This is a genomic window from Psychrobacter sp. PL19 (assembly GCF_017875835.1).
Classification (GTDB): domain Bacteria; phylum Pseudomonadota; class Gammaproteobacteria; order Pseudomonadales; family Moraxellaceae; genus Psychrobacter.
Genome location: NZ_JAGING010000001.1, coordinates 174519 through 195663, shown reverse-complemented (window position 1 = coordinate 195663; position 21145 = coordinate 174519). Strand labels below are relative to the sequence as shown.

General features: G+C 42.9%; 12 protein-coding genes. 6 read left to right on the top strand and 6 right to left on the bottom strand.

Going from position 1 to position 21145, the window contains the following annotated elements; translation table 11 throughout:
- Positions 1-409: 409 nt before the first annotated feature.
- Complete coding sequence (locus tag H4W00_RS00740) at positions 410-1291, top strand: SDR family oxidoreductase (protein ID WP_209955501.1); 882 nt, start codon at positions 410-412, stop codon at positions 1289-1291.
- Positions 1292-1401: 110 nt separating this feature from the next.
- Here H4W00_RS00740 and nagZ read toward each other — a convergent pair whose 3' ends face one another.
- Positions 1402-2487 (bottom strand): beta-N-acetylhexosaminidase, encoded by a 1086-nt coding sequence (gene nagZ / locus H4W00_RS00735; RefSeq protein ID WP_209955498.1) that lies wholly within the window; start codon positions 2485-2487, stop codon positions 1402-1404.
- 852 nt (positions 2488-3339) lie between these two features.
- Here nagZ and H4W00_RS00730 point away from each other — a divergent pair.
- On the top strand, positions 3340-5550 hold the full coding sequence (locus tag H4W00_RS00730) for a carboxy terminal-processing peptidase (RefSeq protein WP_209955496.1): 2211 nt from the start codon (positions 3340-3342) through the stop codon (positions 5548-5550).
- Between the two features lie 665 nt (positions 5551-6215).
- Here the strand turns inward: H4W00_RS00730 and H4W00_RS00725 are convergent.
- A complete protein-coding gene (locus H4W00_RS00725; protein WP_209955494.1) occupies positions 6216-6701 on the bottom strand; it encodes an FKBP-type peptidyl-prolyl cis-trans isomerase in 486 nt (161 codons plus the stop codon).
- Positions 6702-7017: 316 nt separating this feature from the next.
- Here H4W00_RS00725 and H4W00_RS00720 point away from each other — a divergent pair, with 316 nt between their 5' ends.
- Positions 7018-9129, top strand: a complete 2112-nt coding sequence (locus H4W00_RS00720) for a M61 family metallopeptidase (RefSeq protein WP_209955493.1) — start codon at positions 7018-7020, stop codon at positions 9127-9129.
- A gap of 269 nt (positions 9130-9398) precedes the next feature.
- Here the strand turns inward: H4W00_RS00720 and copM are convergent, their stop codons facing one another.
- Together copM and H4W00_RS00710 are read right to left on the bottom strand one after the other, a co-directional pair.
- Positions 9399-10217, bottom strand: coding sequence for a CopM family metallochaperone (gene copM / locus H4W00_RS00715; RefSeq protein ID WP_209955492.1), 819 nt, complete (start codon positions 10215-10217; stop codon positions 9399-9401).
- A gap of 195 nt (positions 10218-10412) precedes the next feature.
- Complete coding sequence (locus H4W00_RS00710) at positions 10413-11039, bottom strand: pseudouridine synthase (RefSeq protein WP_209955490.1); 627 nt, start codon at positions 11037-11039, stop codon at positions 10413-10415.
- A gap of 440 nt (positions 11040-11479) precedes the next feature.
- Here H4W00_RS00710 and icd point away from each other — a divergent pair, with 440 nt between their 5' ends.
- Positions 11480-12739, top strand: a complete 1260-nt coding sequence (gene icd, locus H4W00_RS00705) for an NADP-dependent isocitrate dehydrogenase (protein ID WP_209955488.1) — start codon at positions 11480-11482, stop codon at positions 12737-12739.
- Between the two features lie 391 nt (positions 12740-13130).
- Here the strand turns inward: icd and H4W00_RS00700 are convergent, their stop codons facing one another.
- A complete protein-coding gene (locus tag H4W00_RS00700; protein WP_209955486.1) occupies positions 13131-15350 on the bottom strand; it encodes an NADP-dependent isocitrate dehydrogenase in 2220 nt (739 codons plus the stop codon).
- 628 nt (positions 15351-15978) lie between these two features.
- Positions 15979-18195: an NADP-dependent isocitrate dehydrogenase gene (locus H4W00_RS00695; RefSeq protein ID WP_209955484.1), complete on the bottom strand. Its 2217-nt coding sequence runs from the start codon at positions 18193-18195 to the stop codon at positions 15979-15981.
- 721 nt (positions 18196-18916) lie between these two features.
- Here H4W00_RS00695 and H4W00_RS00690 point away from each other — a divergent pair.
- Both H4W00_RS00690 and H4W00_RS00685 read left to right on the top strand, forming a co-directional pair.
- The gene (locus H4W00_RS00690; RefSeq protein WP_209955482.1) at positions 18917-20290 is read left to right on the top strand and encodes a GNAT family N-acetyltransferase; all 1374 of its coding nucleotides are present in this window, start codon (positions 18917-18919) and stop codon (positions 20288-20290) included.
- A 53-nt stretch (positions 20291-20343) separates the two neighbouring features.
- A complete protein-coding gene (locus H4W00_RS00685) occupies positions 20344-20853 on the top strand; it encodes a chorismate--pyruvate lyase family protein (RefSeq protein WP_209955480.1) in 510 nt (169 codons plus the stop codon).
- Positions 20854-21145 lie beyond the last annotated feature (292 nt).

Below are 21145 nucleotides of genomic sequence, written 5' to 3'. Positions count from 1 at the left end.
GATACTGAAAACACTGTATCTTTGAGCAATGGCTCTGACTGGAAGTCATGGCCATCATTTGTTTAGGTCCTTCAGGCAGTCATGTGTTGACTCATTGAATAAACAGTCATGCGCTGAACTTTTTGTTGGCTCAGGTATACCGCAAACGCCTTGCCCTGTAACTCTATTTTCAGGGCAAGGCGTTTGTGCATAAGTGACTGTATAGTTAAAACACCTTAAAAACGCGACGGTACTGCTGGTATAAGCTTTTTGCAGCCTCTGTCTGCGTAGGCACAGCAAGTAAGAAAAACGTATGTCAGCAGTAGCTTATGTATCGATGTTACTTTTCATTGACTATATCTTCTGCTAGCGGTGAGCAAGTTGCTATTGAAAGCGCTGAACGATAACCCTGCAACATAAGGAAATGAACATGTCAGGATCAAATGAAGGTTATAAGTCTGTATTTAGAGAGGGGCTGTTTGCAAATCAAACGCATATCGTGACTGGCGGTGGTAGCGGCATAGGGCGTTGTACCGCTCACGAGCTTGCTGCGCTCGGCGCAAGGGTCATATTGATCGGGCGCAATCAGGACAAGCTCGATGCTACCAGCGCCGAAATTAGTGAAGATGGTGGCGCGGTTGGTACTAGGGTTTGCGACATTCGTGAGGAAGCTGCTGTGACGGATATCGTCAAGAGCATCGTGGATGAGTATGGTGAGATCCACGGACTGGTCAACAATGCAGGCGGCCAGTTTCCAGCCCCGCTCAGTTTGATTAGCCAAAAAGGTTTCGAAACAGTGGTGAGAACCAACCTGACTGGGGGCTTTTTGATGGCGCGTGAAGTCTATAACCAGTCGATGAGCAAACATGGCGGTGCTATCGTCAACATCATCGCCGACATGTGGGGTGGTATGCCAGGCATGGGTCATTCTGGGGCGGCTCGGGCAGGTATGGAGAACTTTACCAAAACCGCTGCTGTCGAGTGGGCCAACAGCGGAGTGCGGACCAATGCGGTAGCACCTGGCTGGATTGCATCCAGCGGACTGGATAAATACGACGTCAGCATGAAGCCCATGATTGCCCAACTTGCCGAGAGTGTCCCGCAAAAAAGACTGGGTACTGAAGCTGAAATTAGTGCAGCGATTTGCTTTCTTCTTAGCGAAGCGGCTTGTTTTGTCAACGGCGCCACGCTTCGGGTTGACGGTGCTGCGTCTTTAGGCAATAGAGTGTGGCCGCTCGCGTACGCCAAACGAAAGCCAGAATTCAATGGCTTTCATCGGAGTGTGGTACCAAAAGTGCTGCGTGAAGACTAGGTTAGCGGTTAGCAGAGAATAAGCAGGTTTATAGGTTCGAAAGTTCGAAAGTATCATAAACGGCGCCTATAAATAATGGCCATAGGTAAGAAGCTATAGGTAAGAAGCTATTATTTATAAGCAGTAGGGTCTTTGGCGGTAGTATTACTGTTATATGTGGTTGCCTTAGGTTGAGCACTAAAAAACGTCTGTGATATCGTTTGTTTGGCTTGTTGCCAATGCTCGAACTGCTGGCAAGTACTCTCAAGATCACCCTGCCATATTGGAATCTGTCCGCGCATCGTTTTAATACGCTTTTGATTCGGATACGGTAAGTCCTGGGCGGCCTCGGCAGCTTCATGGGCGGCGACCCGATCATTACATACCAATGCAATATCACAACCGGCCTCAATGGCTGCGTGTACGCGTGCGCTAATATCTCCTACCGCTTGGGCTCCTGCCATAGATAAGTCATCAGAGAATAACACTCCCTTAAATTTTAGCTGTTTTCTCAAGATATCTTTTAGCCAAATTTTGGAAAATCCAGCGGGCTTGTTATCCACTTGCGAAAATATCACGTGGGCTGGCATCAAGGCATCGAGGCATGATAGCGTTTGTGCAAAGGGTTGCATATCACTGGCCATAATCTCATCAAGGCTACGAGTATCGATTGCTTCTGCCACGTGCGAGTCAGGCGCGATAGCACCATGACCGGGGAAATGCTTGCCTGTGGTGGCCATTCCTGCTGCTTTCATGCCGCGCATCAGCTGAGTGGCTAGGATGATAATAACCTTCGGATCTCGATGAAAACTACGGTCACCGATGACTTGGCTGATACCATCTCTATCGAGCACTGGTGCAAAGCTGAGATCAATCCCTACTGCCAACACTTCCGCTGCCATCAAATAACCACAATCATAAGCACAGCTGAGGGCAAAGCTAGAATTTTGATCAAACAAGTTACCCAGCTTACCCATTGACGGTAAGGGAGTGAAGCCTTCACGTAAACGCGCCACTCGTCCGCCTTCTTGATCGACGCCAATTAAAATGTCAGGATTGTGATAGCGAATATCGTCGCACAGCGTCCGCACTTGCGCCGCATTGGCCACGTTGCGTGCAAACAATATAACTCCGCCAACCTGTGCCTGTTTGATTAAGCTGACATCCTCAGCAGTCAGTGCTGTATTATCAATATCAATCATTAATACGCCATACATTGCATGATCCTCACAGTGTTATACACTGTTATATTCTGGGGTTAATTTTAAATGATGCTGTGGTCTATTTATTGTCAAACTGCTACGGCCTCAACCTTGTTAATCTTACTAACGATTAGTTTGAAATTAAGGTTCTGTTATTGATATTACTTCATTGATATTACTTTATTGATAGTGCTTTATTAATAGTACTTTGAATATGCGATAACAAAAAACAGTTAAGCTTTGCGATTATAATCTAATTATGCCAGCTATTGCTTGCTGAGCGAAACGTGATGGTTTAATAAGCCAGTAGCATTATTTAGTGGTTGCTCAACATCAACGGTTTACCAGTTAATAATGAATCGGCCGTCCATAAGGAATATGACAGAAAGTTTGGTATATATGGTCGCAAAGTGTAATATTGTTTATACAGGTTTGAGACAGTTTAGCGGCTCCAGTCATGCTATTATTAGCTATTTTTTAGCGATGCATAATCAATTAGAAACACTTTTTTAATCTAATGTTATATTTGACAATCAATTTATACGTTCAGTTTAGGCAAATAGTTAAAGTGATGCTTTACCTCAATTAATTAAAATAGATTTTGTATAGAATATTCAGTATTTAGCGACAAAATAAAAATAAGTATGGTGCGTTTATTGGCTTTTAATGCTGGCTCAATTAATCACTCAATAGTAAAGCTTAATAGTAAAGCCCAATAGTAAAGCTCAATAGTAAAGACAGTACTGTAAAAATAGCTAATAATAAAACCCGCTATATGTGACCAGAAGTGATTGATTTAGCCGTTTTTTTTGATAAAAATAGATAATATTCAAGATATTTTTCACTTAAGATAACTAGGTATATATGATGAAAAAACAACCAGCACAGTGGTTACTCAGTGTGGCATCAGTGGGCATCGCTGGTCTTATTCTTACGCAAAGCTACGGCACTGCGGTCGCAAATACCGAGACGGAAGGTTTCGTACAGACACCTGAACAAAAGATAACCACCCGCCAAGTAGCGGCCTTACTTGATCGCAGTCATTATCTCAACCAGCCCCTTGACAGCGCAATGGGTAGTGAGATTTTATCAATGTATATTGATAGCCTAGACCCCAACCATACCCTATTCTTACAATCCGATGTCGACGAATTTAAGAAAAAGTATGCCAGTGATTTTGGTAATCGGCTTAAGCGCGGCGATCTATCTGCAGGGATAGAGGTCTTTGAGCGCTATCGTAAACGCTCAAATGAGTATTTTGAGCTGTCGACAAAAATGCTCAAAACGGATCTCGACTTGACCAGTAGCGATACCATTGTCTTTGACCGTGAAAAGCTCAATCATTTTAAAACTAAAAAAGCGCAGCGTGACTATTGGACACGTCAGCTTAAGTTTCAGTTGATTAGCATCACCCTAGGTAAAGAAAGCGAAACCGCTAAAGAAAAAGTATTTTTGGCCAATCCAGATATTACTCGTGGACAAGACTTGGTACGCGACGATGATCGTACCCCAAGTGAGATTCTACTCAACCGATTATCACGGCAGCAAGAGCAATTCACCCGTCTCAAAGATGATGAGGTCATGGAAACGCTGCTAAATACCGCCATGCTTACTTACGATCCGCACAGTAACTATTATGCTCCTGTGCAAGCGAATGAGTTACAGATTCAATCTAGTCTGCAGCTAGAAGGAATTGGGGTTTCTATTCGTCCTGATCGCAAAAATCCAGACTATACTAGAATTGTTACTTTAGTCGATGGCGGACCAGCGGCGAAATCAGGGCAAATAAAACCTAACGACTTGATTATCGGTATTGCCAAAGATGGCAAAAATATGACCGATGTGGTCGGTTGGTCGACGCGTGAAATCGTCAGTCTGATTCGGGGTAAGCGCGGTACCTCAGTGACGATAAAATTACGTCAGCCCAATATGCCAGATGCCAGTGCCCGTACAGTGATTGTGGTGCGTGATATTATCGCTCAAGAAGAGTCTGGGGTTACTCATCGGGTAGTAGAGGTACAGCGCCCTAATATTGATGCCAGCCCTAAACGCATTGGTGTCCTTGAAATACCTAGCTTTTATCTGAATTATCGCGCCCGCCGTAATGGTGAAGACTACCGTAGTGTCAGTATCGATACTGAAAATGCCATTAAAGCGTTGAATAAAGAAAATATCGACGGTCTAGTAATTGATCTGCGCAATAACCCGGGTGGTTCGTTAGACGAAGTAGCCAAAATGCTAGGCCTGTTTATTAAGAGTGGCCCGCTAGTACAGATCCGTGATAATCGCGGTAATATCCAAGTCTACCGTGACGATGACGGTGGCGAACAGCTGTATGACGGCAAGATGGTGGTGATTACTAACCTAGCGTCTGCCTCTGCTAGTGAAATATTTGCCGCTGCTATTCAAGATTATGGCCGTGGACTGGTAGTTGGTAGCACCACAACCGGTAAAGGTTCAGCACAAATTCAGCTGGATAATTTAGCCTTGGGTTCTGCGACTTTAACCCAGCGTAAGTTCTATCGTATCACGGGTGGTAGTACTCAAAATAAAGGGGTTGTGCCTGATGTTGAGCTGGTCAATATTTATGATGATGCCACCTTTGGTGAGCGTGCGCAGAAAAAAGCCTTACCTTGGGACACTATCAAGACCGCAGCTTACAAACCTGAAGCGAAGTTTAGCGACAGTATACTAACAACACTGAACCAGCAGTCTAAAATTCGTCAACAGCAAAACCCACAGTTTTCTTACTTAACGGCGCTAAATAACATTCGTGATATGGACGATGAGAAAAAACCTATTAACATTAATATTAATAGCCGCCGCGCCAAAATGAAGCTGATTGAAAAGAGTTCCTTAGAAGCTGAGAATAGACGTCTTATAGCGACTGGTGAACGTCCATATGCCAATTGGAATACCTATCAGGCAGCGATGGATGCAAAATTTGAAGAACGTAGTCGAATGAAAGTTAACGAACGCCCACAGTTACTAGAAGATGAAGCCTTTATTAACGAAGCGGCCTATTTAATGCTAAGCGCTGATCCAAAAGTTAGCTTGAGTCCTGAACAAAAGCTGTAGATTATAAGTCACTATAAATTGCATGTAAGCATATGCTTACGTGTAATGACGCCTGAGCCTCTTACTAAGAATAGCCCAATCTGCGATTATACATTCACGGCACGATTGAATGATACTCTTTATTTATACTAGGGATTGGTATTTATAGGTAGTTTGTAGATTGGGTCAAGGATGGCTTGCTGAGTAAGGATGATAGGGCAAGATGCCCGATGGTTACAACATATTTCGGGATTAAATATGGCGTAACAGTAACAAGGATGGTTAGTAAATAAGACCGTGTAACGCTTGTCGTTACACGGTCTTATTGTGTTTGCTATAGCAAAATTTATATCTTACAGTCTTTTGAGTATGATACGACTGTCTCACCTATAGTTAAAATACCTTAAAAACGCGACGGTACTGCTGGTATAAGCTTTTTGCCGCCTCTGTCTGCGTAGGCACAGCAAGCAAGAAAAACTTATGCCAGCAGTAGGTTATGCATCGATATTACTTTTCATTGACTATATATGAATAAGTCGTGTCTGTTGATCGCACAAAAAAAGCCAGTAGATAGTCTACTGGCTTTTTTTAATTTAATAAGTTTTATGCGAAGCGCTAGCAAAGATTAACTTAATGGCACCGCCGCATAAAAATTATTAATAACAATCGAGGTGATTGCTATAAGATTAATGCTCAACGCCGCCGGCACCATGTACATGGCCGTGACCTAGCTCTTCTTCAGTAGCGGCACGAACTTCTTGAATTTCAACATCAAAAGTCAAGCGCTTGCCTGCTAGAGGATGATTGGCATCAACAATTACTTCGTCATCATTAACATCAGTAACGGTCACTAACATCACTTGGCCACCAGCTTCTGACTGGAATTGCATACCAGGCTGAATATCATCAACGCCTTGGAAGTTGTCGCGTGGTACATGTTGTACTGCTTGATCTTGATATTCGCCGTAGCCATCAACAGGCTCAACGACAGCATTGACTTTTTCGCCAGCAGATTTGCCTTCTAGTTGCTGCTCAAGGCCTGGGATGATGTTGCTGTGGCCATGCAAATAGGCAAGTGGTTGACCTTCTGGAGACTGGTCAAGTACGTTACCTTCGTCGTCTTTTAGCGTGTAGTTGAACTTGACGGCAGTATCTTTTGCGATAGTAGTCATAAATTATCCTAAATATATTAATATAAAAATTTAAATACGGTTGTAATAAACCTAAAAAAGCCAATCAGCCAGCCAAAAGCCACGTCAGTAGTCAATTATCATCAGTTTATTAGAGTAACTTTAACAGTTAACATCTTTAATTGAGATGGGAGGAATAACTTTCAAGGCAAAAAACATAAAAAACACTAATTAATGGGGATAAGGTTACGTTTATTAGTATTATCGGCGTTAATACGGTTCATAGGTCACGGTTTACCAGTTGCATTTTTATACTAGGACTTCTACCATGACTGTAAACATAAGGATAAAAATCGCTATGACTTCAATAAAAAATATCTCTGACAGCCAATCAGATGACCGCTCGAATAGCCATCCAGATAGCCATTCAACGAACCTAGTTGCTAAACCAGCTGCTAATATCAGTTACCGACTCGATTTTGAGCGTTTTTTGGAACATTTAATTAACGTCAATCTAACCTTTACAGCTGGCTCTGATGAGCCAAGTCTATGGTTGCCGGCATGGATTCCGGGCAGTTATCTGATGCGTGAATTTGCGCGTCATATTACAGCGGTACATTATCAAATAGTAAGTAATAACGATGAAGCATCTAGTAATGATTATCAAGCCCTTGATAATTACGATCAGACTGAGCCTCATAACAGTATGCACCGTGCCAAAAAAATAGATAAAAATACATGGCAGTTACCACAAGTTAAAGCAGGCCAGACCTTAAATGTGCACTATGAGGTCTATTGCTATGATTTATCGGTGCGTACAGCTTATGTTGATCAGAAGCGTTTATATGGCAATTTTACCTCGTTAGCTTTAGCGGTTGAGGGGCAAGAACAGTCCCCCGTACAAGTGAGTTTGCTGGTACCCGCTGAGTTTTTAACCGCACTGGATATAGCAGATAAACGTTTAGCAGACGAAGGCGAAAATACAAGCAGTGTGGTGTTAGCCTGCGGACTAGACGCTACCCATTTACATAGCGACAGCCAACATGGCTATGGTCTACAAGCAGATAGCTATTATCAGCTGATTGATCATCCGTTTGAGATTTCTATACAGGAAAAGTTTGATTTTATTATTCGAGATAAACAGCATCAAACATTGAGCCATCGCTTTTTTCTCTCCGGTACGCATAGCGCTAACCTGGGGCGGCTTCAGCAAGATATCACTCAGATTTGTCAGACTTACTTAAATTGGCTGGGAGATGCACCGTTCAGTGACTACACATTTATGACTTATGCCAGCGGTCAAGATTACGGCGGTCTTGAGCACATTAACTCTACCAGCTTGATTACCCCACGTCGGGATTTACCGAGTACCAATGAGCCTGAATTACCCAGTGCCGCTTATCAGCGTTTCTTAGGCTTGTGTAGCCATGAGTATTTTCATGCCTGGTGGGTCAAGACTGTACGTCCCGACGTTATGTTGGATGTTGATTTACGTAAAGAAGCCTTTACACCATTATTATGGGTGTTTGAGGGTTTCACCTCTTACATCGATGACTTTATGTTACAAGCATCTGGGGTCATCGATAAAGCCTGTTATCTCACCCTCCTAGCGGAACAGATTAATCGCTACTATCAAACCCACGGACGCGTGCACCAAAGTGTGGCTGAATCTAGTTTTGACGCGTGGATTAAGCTCTATCGCAGTGATGAAAATACTGGTAATGCGGGTATCAGTTACTACAACAAAGGCGCTTTAGTGGCGCTGTGCTTGGATCTGACCCTACTACAAAAAAGCAAAGGTCAATATCGCTTGTTCGATGTGGTCAAGGCCTTTTATAGCCAAGCCAAACAGCAAAATAATCAACGTATTGGCATTAGTTCTGCCGATATGGGCACGGTAATCGGGCAATTTATGCCCACGGCAGATTGGGATGATTTTGAGCGCCGCTATGTCAATGGTGTGGAAGAGCTGCCTATTAAGCAGCTATTGACTGCAAACGGTATCAACGTCCACACTGATCCTAAAGAAACGGCTGATAAGCAGGTTCCTTGGGGTATGCGCTGCAGTGAGACGCCAGCTGGGCTAAAAGTGAATCAGGTACAGCGTGGAAGCACAGCTGCCAAAGCGGGCATCTCGGCCCATGATGTCATTATTGCTCTTGATGGTATTAAGGCTGACAATAAGCAGCTGGCCACTGTATCAACGGTACAACGTGGGATCGAATGTCATCTATTTCGTCGCGATGAGCTGATGTGTGTCAGTGTCATACCCAAAGTAGTCTCTGAAATGCAAACACCACAGGATTCTGAGACTATAGAATCGGACAATATCAAAGAACCTTATTCTCATAAAGTCAGTCTGCTTTTAGCGAAGCCAGATAACTTGTCAGAAAACGCAGTGGGTAATTCAACGATTACCTCTTTTGCATGGCAAGCATGGCTTGAGGTTATGACGCGTTATGACAGTTGAGTTACTCAGTTACCTAACTATAGTTACAATACCTTAAAAACGCGACGGTACTGCTGGTATCAGCTTTTTGCAGCCTCTGTCTGCGTAGGCACAGCAAGTAAGAAAAACTTATGCCAGCAGGATGTTAGGTATCGATATTACTTTTCATTGACTATATTAGCAATCAATTGACCAGTCACTAAAATTCTTGTAATAAAAAAGCCCTTGCCAAACAATTATGTTTAGTAAGGGCTTTTAGTTAGCAATCAGTTTGACATTTAGGTGCTAGATTAACTGGTTTTATTAGCTTCTACGCCTTCTGGCACATTGGTCTTATCAGGAATAACGTTATCATCAGTCTTATGAGTAGCAATCCAGTCTTGCATTAGCTCAATCTCGGACTCTTGCGCATCGATTATTTCTTGTGCCAGCTGACGCATTTCTTCATCTTTGCCGTATTTGAGTTGTACTTTTGCCATGTCCACTGCACTGATATGATGGGGCATCATACCACGAGCAAAGGCCATGTCGGCTACTGGGTCTGCGATACCAAGCATCATCACGTTATTCATGGCGTCCATACCATCGGCATAGGCTTGTTGCATTGCTTGAGTTTCAGGCTTGGGGCTGGCGGCATCAGGGTGGCTGGCAAGCCATTTTCTCATAATATCAATTTCAACTTGTTGCGAGTCGATAATATCTTGTGCCAATTTACGCATGGTCGGGTCAGTACCATACTTTAGCTCAATGGTGGCCATATCCACCGCGCCGCGATGATGTCCGAGCATACTTTTGGCAAACGCGGTATCTGGGTCGTTATAGGTCATACCAATCATCATCTCGTCATGCATATTGCTCATTGATTCTGTATAGTCTCTATGCATATCTGTCATCTGCGAATCATCCATCATACTGTCACCTGCCGCCATGTCATGTCCAGCATGTGGATCCATAGCGTCGGCATCGCTTTCGGGTACTGCAATGGGTGGCGGCATGACCTCTGCTATCGGCGTTGCTTTGGTGCCCTCGGCAGCTGGCTGACAGGCGCTAAGCGCAAGGGCAGCAGTTACACTAGCGGCGAGAAGGGCGAAACGATAAGACGTGGTCATGACATATCCTTAACTTAAACGGGCTAAACTAAATAGCAGGCTGGCGAGATAAGAGGTAAATATATATAAATAGATCATACGAGTTTAGCAGATAAACCTTACCAGTTCGAGACGCTATCTTTGAGATGTCGTAACGGCTGTAGGTAGAATACGTTTTAAATGTGGAAGAGCAAATCAAACCCCTTCCGAAACGTATTAATCGACAATACCCAATTGCCAGCAGCGCTCAGTATTGAGGTGAAGACGGACAAACTCTCCCACCGGCAGTGAGCCCAGCTCAAATCCTGCGACCGACCAACGAATGAGGCGCAAACAAGGCAAGTTCACATGGGCAGTCATCCGCCGGACTTGACGGTTTTTACCCTCATAAATAGTGATCATCAGCCAAGATGTCGGTCGGTTTTTACGCTCACGAATAGGCGGATCACGCTGCCATAAGGCGATAGGTAAATCAACCTCATCGACTATGCTAACGGTTGCCGGTAAAGTCTTGCCATCTTTTAACACAACGCCAGCCGTCAGCTCAGACAGCTGCATTGCGGTGGCCATGCCCTCAACTTGCACCAAGTAAGTTTTGCCTTGTTTATGATTGTCTTGCTTAAAATTATTGGCACGTGGTGGCTGAGTAATGGCTTTATTGACCCGCCCATCATTAGTCAAGATTAATAGCCCTTCTGAAGTAGCATCCAATCTACCTGCAACGCGCAGTGACTTATCGGTAAAATAAGGGGCTAGAGTGGTGTGCGAGTTACCGCCATCATCGCGAAACTGACTTTGTACGCCGTAAGGTTTATTGAATAAAATCAGACTTGAGGTCGGCATAAAATAACTATTCCTGAAATAAATCATGTCCCAAAATAAAACATGAATAAAAGATTGCACCGTACAATTATAACGCACAAAGCATCATGGTTATTTGCGCTAAGAAATTTACAGTAGAAAATCCGTATTAAAGGATCTTAAAACAACCCATATACCAAGTCATATTAATGTAGGGTACTTGTTCACTCAAGTTAAAAAAGGCCGTACTGCCATAGTAGTCGTGACAGTTTTGATGTTTGAACGTGATTTATGTACAAGAAGTATTATCAGTTAGGCCTGTAGTTTAGTACACTGGTGAGAATAATCTGTGATATTTCTTTCAACAATTAATCCGATAAAACAAGCAACCATTACTGATGTTTTATTTCTGCACTACTATTTGCAACAACTTCGCCAAGTGCGCTTGCGACATTTAATATGCCACCAAGGAGTTTGATCACATGTCCTATGATAAGGTTATCCTACCAAGAGACGGTGAAAAAGTAACCGTAAACGCCGATTTATCGTTCAATGTACCCAATCATCCCATCATTCCGTTTATTGAAGGGGATGGTATTGGTGTAGATATTACGCCTGTGATGATTCAAGTGGTTAATGCTGCGGTAGAAAAAGCCTACAAAGGTAAAAAATCCATCATTTGGATGGAAGTATATTGTGGTGAAAAAGCGGCTAAAATTTATAATGGTGCATACATGCCAGCAGAAACCCTGGAGATTTTACGTGATTATGTGATCAGCATCAAAGGCCCATTGACCACGCCAGTAAGTGGCGGTATGCGTTCATTAAACGTTGCCCTTCGTCAAGAGCTTGATTTATACGTTTGCCAGCGCCCAGTACGTTGGTTCGAGGGCGTGCCAAGTCCAGTTCATCATCCTGAATTGACTGACATGATTATCTTCCGTGAAAACTCAGAAGATATCTATGCAGGTATCGAGTGGAAAGCCGGTACTGACGACGCTATAAAAGTGATCAACTTCTTACAAAATGAAATGGGCGTTACCAAAATCCGTTTCCCAGAAAATTGTGGTATCGGTATCAAGCCAGTATCAAAAGAGGGATCGCAGCGCCTTGTGCGTAAAGCGATCCAACATGCTGTTGATAATGATTTGCCAAGTGTGACCCTGGTGCATAAGGGTAACATCATGAAATATACTGAAGGCGCGTTTAAACAATGGGGCTACGAGCTTGCCGCTGAGCGTTTCGGTGCTGAGTTGTTAGACGGTGGCCCTTGGATGACCATGAAAAACCCAAAAACGGGCAACCAGATTATAATCAAAGACGTTATCGCTGACGCATTTTTACAGCAAATCTTAATGCGTCCTGCAGATTACTCCGTTATTGCTACCTTGAACTTAAACGGTGATTATATCTCTGACGCGCTAGCGGCAGAAGTGGGTGGTATTGGCATCGCACCAGGTGCTAATAAAGGGGGCGCCATCGCTGTTTATGAAGCGACTCATGGTACTGCGCCTAAGTACGCCGGCCAGAATAAAGTAAACCCCGGCTCGCTCATTTTATCAGCCGAAATGATGCTGCGTGATATGGGCTGGACAGAAGCCGCTGACCTCGTTATCGAAGGTATTCAAGGCGCTATCAAGAACAAAACTGTGACTTATGACTTTGAGCGTCTCATGCCGGATGCTATCTTATTAACGACTTCTGAGTTTGGTAAAGCGGTGATTAAGCATATGGATGTCTAATCGTGTTATTTAATTTATGCCGTTTGCTAGTTAAGAAGCCATTTACTTAAAGGTATAGTTAATGAAAAGTAATATCGATACATAATATACTGCTAGCATAAGTTTTTTTTGCTTGCTGTGCCTACGCAGACAGAGGCTGCAAAAAGCGTATACTAGCAGTACCGTCGCGTTTTTAAGGTATTTTAACTATAGATGGTTTTTTATGAAGTTTTAAAACCTCCTAATAAATAAAATGTAATAAAAAACACCCCAATAGTCTTAGACCATTGGGGTGTTTTTTTATAGGCTTAAAGTTATTTAAGCCCAAGTAGTTACGCACAGCTATCTAAGCGTAACTACTCAAGCAAAATGACTTAAGCAAAATGACTTAAGCAAAATGACTTAAGCAAAACTACAACGATGCTATCGCGTCATTGAATAAAGTACTTGGACGCATAACTTGCTCAGCTAGTTTTTCATCAGCTAAGTAGTAGCCTTTGATATCCACAGGCTTACCTTGAGCTTCATTAAATTCTTTAACAATAGCGTCTTCATTACTTGCAAGATTTTGCGCAAGTGGTGCAAACTGTGCTTTAAGATCAGCGTCTTGGTCTTGCTCGGCTAGCTCCTGAGCCCAGTACATGGCCAGATAGAAGTGACTACCACGGTTGTCTATCTCACCAGTTTTACGTGATGGGCCTTTGTTATTCAATAATAGTTTTTCTGTCGCCGTATCAAGCGTATCTGCCAATACTTGAGCTTTGGTGTTATCGTCGTGAGTTGCCAAATGCTCCAAAGATACCGTTAAGGCTAAAAACTCACCTAATGAATCCCAACGTAAATGGTTTTCTTCTAATAACTGTTGCACGTGCTTAGGTGCAGAACCACCAGCGCCCGTTTCAAACAAACCACCGCCTTTCATTAGTGGTACCACTGACAGCATTTTAGCACTGGTTCCTAACTCTAAAATTGGGAATAAGTCAGTTAGATAGTCTCTTAAAATATTACCGGTAGCAGAGATGGTATCAAGACCGCGAGCCACGCGCTCTAAGGTGTAACGCATCGCACGAACCTGTGACATAATTTCAATGTGCAGGCCTTTGGTATCATGATCTTTTAAGTAGGTGTTAACTTTTTTGATCAATTCATTTTCGTGTGGACGGTAAGGGTCTAACCAAAAGATAACTGGGGTATCTGATTCGCGTGCACGGCGCACGGCAAGTTTAACCCAATCTTGGATAGGCTCGTCTTTGACTTGACACATGCGCCAAATATCACCTTTTTCAACAAGCTGCTCAAGCAAGACTTCATCGGTTTCTTCGTCAACAATACGAGCCATACCCGAATCGCTGGCTTCGAACGTTTTATCATGCGAACCATATTCTTCTGCTTTTTGTGCCATCAAGCCAACGTTAGGGACAGTGCCCATCGTGGTTGGGTCAAAATTGCCATGCCACTTACAGAAGTTAATCATTTCTTGATAGATACGCGCAAATGTAGACTCAGGCATAACGGCTTTACAGTCATACATTTTTCCATCAGCGCCCCACATTTTACCACCTGAACGAATCATAGCAGGCATAGACGCATCTACAATAACGTCACTTGGTGAATGGAAGTTGGTGATACCTTTCGATGAATCAACCATCGCAAGGCGTGGGCGATGTACTTGGCATGCATGTAAATCGCGTTCAATTTCTTCACGCTTACTGGCTGGTAGCTCGGCAATTTTTTCATACAAACTTGCCATGCCGTTATTAACGTTAATACCTAACTCGTCAAAGAAAGCGCCATGTTTATTGAAGGCATCTTTATAATATGTTTTGACCGCATGCCCAAATACGATAGGATGCGATACTTTCATCATGGTGGCTTTTACATGCAGTGAAAACAAAATGCCGGCTTCGCGGCAATCTTCCATTTCACGCTCATAAAATTCAAGTAACGCTTGTTTGCTCATGAACATCAGGTCGATGACTTCTTTATCAAGCAAAGAAATCCCCGATTTGAAGACATTGATAGTGCCATCTTCAGCCACACGCTCCATACGTACGCTACGCGCTTTATCTAAAGTAATAGATTGCTCGCCAGCATAGAAATCACCATTGTGCATGTGCGATACGTGTGTCTGTGACCATTGTTTCCATTCACCCATAGAATGCGGGTGCTTACGAGCAAAATTCTTAACTGCTTTCGGTGCACGGCGGTCTGAGTTACCTTCACGCAAAACAGGGTTAACCGAACTGCCTAGGCTCTTACCATAGCGCTGACTAATTTCTTTTTCTTCATCAGTTTTTGGCTCGTCTGGAAAATCAGGTATCGCGTAGCCCTTGCTTTGCAATTCTTTAATTGCGGCTCTAAGCTGCTGGACAGAAGCACTAATATTTGGCAGTTTAATAATATTGGTGTTTGGATCCTGCGTAAGACGACCAAGCTCAGCTAAATTGTTAGGAACGCGTTGTTCTTCACTTAAATATTCAGGAAATTCAGCCAACACTCGCGCGGCAACTGAGATATCAGTGGTTTCAATAGCAATTCCTGCGGTTTGGGTAAACGCTTTAACAATAGGCAAGAATGATAAGGTCGCTAGCGCTGGGGCTTCGTCAGTTTTTGTATAAATAATTTTTGACATTGTAGTATGACATTCCTTTGGGTTATCGTTAATAAGGCTCAAATATAATTCAATAGTTCTAGACAGCCTTTATGCAATAATGGGCTATGTGGTTAGATCAAGTACATTATTGATAGTCTCTTGGAGAGTTTCGAGTCTGCTTCGTTGACTGGTCTTTCGTTAGCTGACCTTAACCCTTGCTAGAACTGGCGTTAAATTTCGCTAGAATTCGCTAGAACTAGAATTCGCTAGAACTAGAATAAGGCACTTTACTTATATGGTCTACACTGTTTGAAAGTGAATGGCGGACAGCGTCTTTAGTTAACTCACTATAAATCTGATACGATGTCAATCTCGCACAATGAACTAGGTGACCCGTTTTTGCTTGTTTCTCATGTCTGTGAATTATATTAAAGTATTACGAGGCTTATTCTACCAGTCATCAGCATAAATATCATCTTTTCCATACAAGCACTGCTTTTTAGACAGAAATAATAGAACAGATAATAAAGCTACCAACAAAGATGTGTTGCAATCAAACACACCCCAACAGCCTTAGAGCGTTGAGGTGTTTTTTTATAAGCTTAAAATTGCTTAAGCCCCATCAGCTAAGCTCAGTTAATTGAGTCCAGTTAAAACGCTGCCAAAGTTATAAAGAAGCGATGGTTTCGTTGAATAGTTTACTTGGACGCATAACATTTTCAGCTAATTTTTTATCAAAGAAATAGTAGCCATTGATATCTACCGGTCCGCCTTGAGCGTCGTTCAGCTCTTTGACAATGGCGTCTTCATTGCTGGCTAGTTTTTTAGCAAGTGGCGCAAATTTCTCTTTCAGCTCCTTATCGTCATTTTGTGCAGCCAATTCTTCGGCCCAGTACATGGCTAGATAAAAATGACTACCACGGTTGTCTAACTCACCTGTTTTACGTGCTGGCGACTTGTTATTCAATAATAGTTTTTCGGTTGCCGTATCCAGGGTATCTGCCAATATTTGCGCTTTGGCATTGCGTTCGTGAGTTGCCAAGTGCTCCAAAGATACCGCCAAGGCTAAAAACTCACCTAATGAGTCCCAACGTAAGTGGTTTTCCTCTAACAGTTGCTCAACGAGCTTAGGGGCTGAGCCGCCGGCACCAGTCTCAAACAAGCCACCACCATTCATGAGTGGGACAATGGAGAGCATTTTTGCACTGGTTCCTAGCTCTAAAATTGGGAATAAATCAGTGAGGTAATCACGCAGTACGTTACCGGTGACTGAGATGGTGTCTTTGCCTTCTTTTAAGCGCTCTAAAGTAAGACGAGTGGCTTCTCTAACCGGCATGATACGAATATCTAAGCCGCTAGTGTCATGATCTTTTAGATAATGTTCTACCTTCTTGATTAATTCTGCATGGTGTGGACGATTTTTATCCAACCAGAAAACAGTCGGTATATTACTCGCACGGGCACGAGTGACGGCTAATTTAACCCAGTCTTGGATCGGTGCATCTTTTGCCTGGTTCATACGCCAGATATCTTCAGCTTTTACCGTATGCTCGGTTAACACATTGTTATCACTATCGAGAACTTGCACCTTACCAGCAGAGGGTATTAGGAAGGTTTTATCATGCGAGCCGTATTCTTCCGCTTTTTGCGCCATTAAGCCCACATTAGGTACTGAACCCATGGTAGTGGGATCGAACGCGCCGTGTTCTTTACAGAATTTAATGGTTTCATCATAGATGCACGCGTAGCTACTATCAGGGATAACCGCTTTGGTATCGTGCAGCTGATTATCAGCGCCCCACATTTTACCTGAGCTGCGAATCATCGCTGGCATTGACGCATCGACAATCACATCACTGGGTACATGCAGGTTGGTAATGCCTTTGTCTGAATTGACCATGGCAAGATCTGGGTTACTCTCATAGATGCTCTGAATATCGGCTTCGATTTCTTTACGTTTTTCTTCAGGCAACTCTGCTAATTTAGAGAGTAAATGACTAAAACCATTATTGACATTGACGTCCAGCGCTCTAAAAGTATCACCATGCTTAGCAAATAGCGCTTTAAAGAAAATTTTCACCGCTTCGCCGAAGATAATAGGATCAGAAACCTTCATCATGGTGGCTTTTAGATGCAATGAGAATAAGACATCAGACTCTTTGGCATCCTTGACCTGTTCTTCAAAAAAATTAATTAACGCATCATGACTCAGTATAGCGGCATCAATGACTTCACCAGCCAGTAAAGGCGCTGGCGCTTTTAACTCAGTAACACTGCCATCATCGGCGGTAAACTCAATACGGTACTCAGTCGCTTTATCTATAGTCACTGATTCTTCAGTATCAGCAAAGTCGCCATGGCTCATCGTCGCCACATGAGACTTAGAGTCTGGGCTCCATGCACCCATTGAATGTGGGTTTCTTCTGGCGTAAGCTTTAACCGCTTTTGGCGCTCGTCTATCAGAATTACCCTCACGTAGAACCGGGTTGATAGCACTACCTTTAATTTTGTCATAACGAATACGAGCGTCTTTTTCTTTATCCGTTTCTGGATGATCTGGATAATCAGGTAAGGCATAGCCTTTATCTTGCAACTCTTTAATTGCTGCCTTTAGCTGAGGGATAGAGGCACTGATATTAGGCAATTTGATGATGTTTGCTCGAGGTTTTTTTACCAGTTCACTTAATGCGACGAATGCGCTAGGGATACGTTGTTCTTCGGGTAAAAAATCTGAGAATAAAGCAATAATTCGTCCAGCTAAAGAAATATCAGCGGTTTCAATAGTGATTCCTGCAGTTTGGGTAAAAGCCTTAACGATAGGCAAAAATGATAGGGTCGCGAGCGCTGGGGCTTCGTCAGTTTTTGTATAAATAATCTTTGACATTAGTAGGGCTTTCCTTGGAGTTATAGTTTTGGTCATCGCTAATAGTTGTTATTAATAATAAGGCTCAAAAATAATTCAATAGTTCTAGACAGCCCTCATACAATAATGGGCTATGTGGTTAAATCAAATACATGATGGGTAGTCTCTTGGAGAGCTTTGAGGCTGCTTAGCTTGTTTCGTTGACTGGTCTTTCGTTAGCTGGTCTTTCGTTAGCTGGCGTTAACGGTCGCTATAATAAGGCACTTTGACTATAGCGTCTAAACGACCTAAAAATTGAGTTGCTGACGGTGTATTATAGTTAACTACCTATAAAGCCGATGCGATGTCAATATCGTATGATGAACCAATTGTACTATTTTTTCTCGTTTATTATGTATACAAATTATATTAAGCTATCAAAAGCATTATCCCATCAGTCATCTAGGGTAAATAACATCCTTTGCATACTCGCACTGTTTTTTTGAACATAATTGTGCATGCCCAGATAAGTACAATCATTTATAGTCGACGCTTCATTAGCAGCTGCACCGAGCTGAATAGTCGGTAAAGTAGACCTATACGCCTCCCTGATATGACAAATAATGATTCAAGGTTAATCTGCTTGTATTTAAGCTAAAAATCCAGCTTATTTTTGCAAATTGTGACAGCAGCTTGACCGAAATTTGTTAGTCTAATGGATAATTAAAGAATTAATAATATAGCGGTAATGAGTGATATGACTATGAGTTTACAGTACGCACTAGTCGGTGATATGAGCTGGCAGAAACGCGCCGAATGGCAGACCCCTGATACCCCTTTTATGTCTTTTGCCTTTTGGCAAGCATTGAGTGACACTGGTGCCATTGGTGAGCAGGCAGGCTGGTTGCCTATTTTTGTATTGGTGTATCGCCAAAACGAAGTAGATGCCGATACGGATGCGGCCATAGATAATAGTAGTAATAATAGCGATAATAAGGATGATACAGCGCTCATGCAGCCTGTTGCTGTGATGCCTGTGTTCGTAAAAGGCCATCACCAAGGTGAGTTTGTCTTTGATCATTCATGGGCGGAAGCTTATGCACGTTACGGTATTGATTATTATCCAAGGTTGGTGACTAGCGCCCCCTACACGCCAGTCACCGGCGAGCGGTTTTGGTTGGTGCAAGGTGAAAGCCTTAGTGACAATATTATCCAAACGGCGATTGCAGGAGTCGATGACATTGCGCAGCAAGTAGGCGCATCAGGCTGGCATGGTTTGTTCGTCACGCCTAAGCTCGCCAAACTTGCGACCGCAGAAACGCCTATTATACCTAGCACTGACGAGATAGATAATATAATACAAGGCCGCAATGCCGGATTAGATAAGGCCTCTCTAAATACACCAATGCTTGAGCGCCAAGGCTGTCAGTTCTTGTGGCAAAATAAGAACTTGACTGAAGGCGAGCAACCTTTTACAGACTTTGATGACTTTTTGATGACCTTGAAGGCGAAAAAGCGTAAAACTATTCGTGCTGAGCGTAGAAAGGTCGCTGAGCAAGGTATCATATGCTATCGCAAATGCGGTGATGATATTACTGATGCAGATTGGAAAGCGTTTTACCATTGTTATGTGATGACTTATGCAGTAAGGGGGCAACAGCCTTATCTAAGCATAGATTTCTTCATGGCATTGGCACAAAGCATGCCTGAACATCTGTTCCTAGCGCAGGCGTTTGATAGCAATGGTGAGATTATCGCCAGTAGTTTGTTCTTATATGATGTTCCTGAATCTAAGGACGAATCATCAACGGCTACTTTATATGGTCGTTACTGGGGCGCGCTTGGCGAGTATGACAGTCTACATTTTGAACTGTGCTACTATCAAGGGATTGAGTTTGCCATTGAACAGGGGTTAACTTATTTTGATCCAGGCACCCAAGGTGAGCATAAGCTGATTCGTGGTTTTATCCCTACCAAGACCCATTCCTTACACCGTATTTATGATCCGCGCTTTGTACCGGCGATTGCAAATTTTTGTAGCGAAGATCGTATGCGTATGGCGCAGTACCGTCAGCAAGCTCATGAGGCACTGCCATTTAACGTGGATAATATGCCTGATTTTGATGTAAATGCTTAGCGGTTATTTCCCAAATATGTAGTCTCACTCTTAATGATATTTAGCCCTTAACTATGTCTAACTTCAAACCTTCTTGTGCGCTCAAAAATCATCTACCTTTAGAGTTGTTATCATGGCTCAATACTGAAGGATCTTTGACCGCAGTACTAGAAGTACAAGCGGGACAGCCTTTAAGAGTACAACGTAGCTTTGAAGGCTATCGAGTGCTGTCGCTGACTCAGAAACGGCAATTAGGGTTGCAGGGTTCAGCGCTTAACCGTCCGCTGCTGGCATGGGTGCGCGAAGCGCAGTTATATGGTAATGATGAACTACCCTGGGTATGGGCCCAAAGCATCTTCCCATTAGCTAGCTTGCAAGGGTGTGCACGCCGTTTACAACAGTTAAAAGGCACACCTATTGGCTATGTATTGTTTAAGCGCTGCCGCACCTTGCCCAATCAACGTTTTATTTGTCATACTACTAAGGGTTGGCAACGACAAACGCGTTATGATTGGTATGGTCGCAAATTATTGATCAGTGAGACTTTCTTGCCGCAATTCTACCAAAAGCTGCTGGAGATTTAGCCCTTTTATTGTTGAGCCTAAATAGTTGACCAAGTAGCTAGATATTTTTTGACTTGCTGTTATTATTAGCTGCTCAATAAAATAACTATAATAGTGTTCTACAGGTATCAGCCACGATTTATATTCGTAAGTTGCTGATTTATATTTATTTATATCGATAAAATATCACCGTGCAGCCTACTCAAGCTAAGGTGAGCGTTTTTTGCGTCCGTAACATAAAGTTTCATGGTACACTGGTTTTACAGCAAAAATTAAGATGCAGGATCGTATCCAATCTATTGCTGAGTACGGT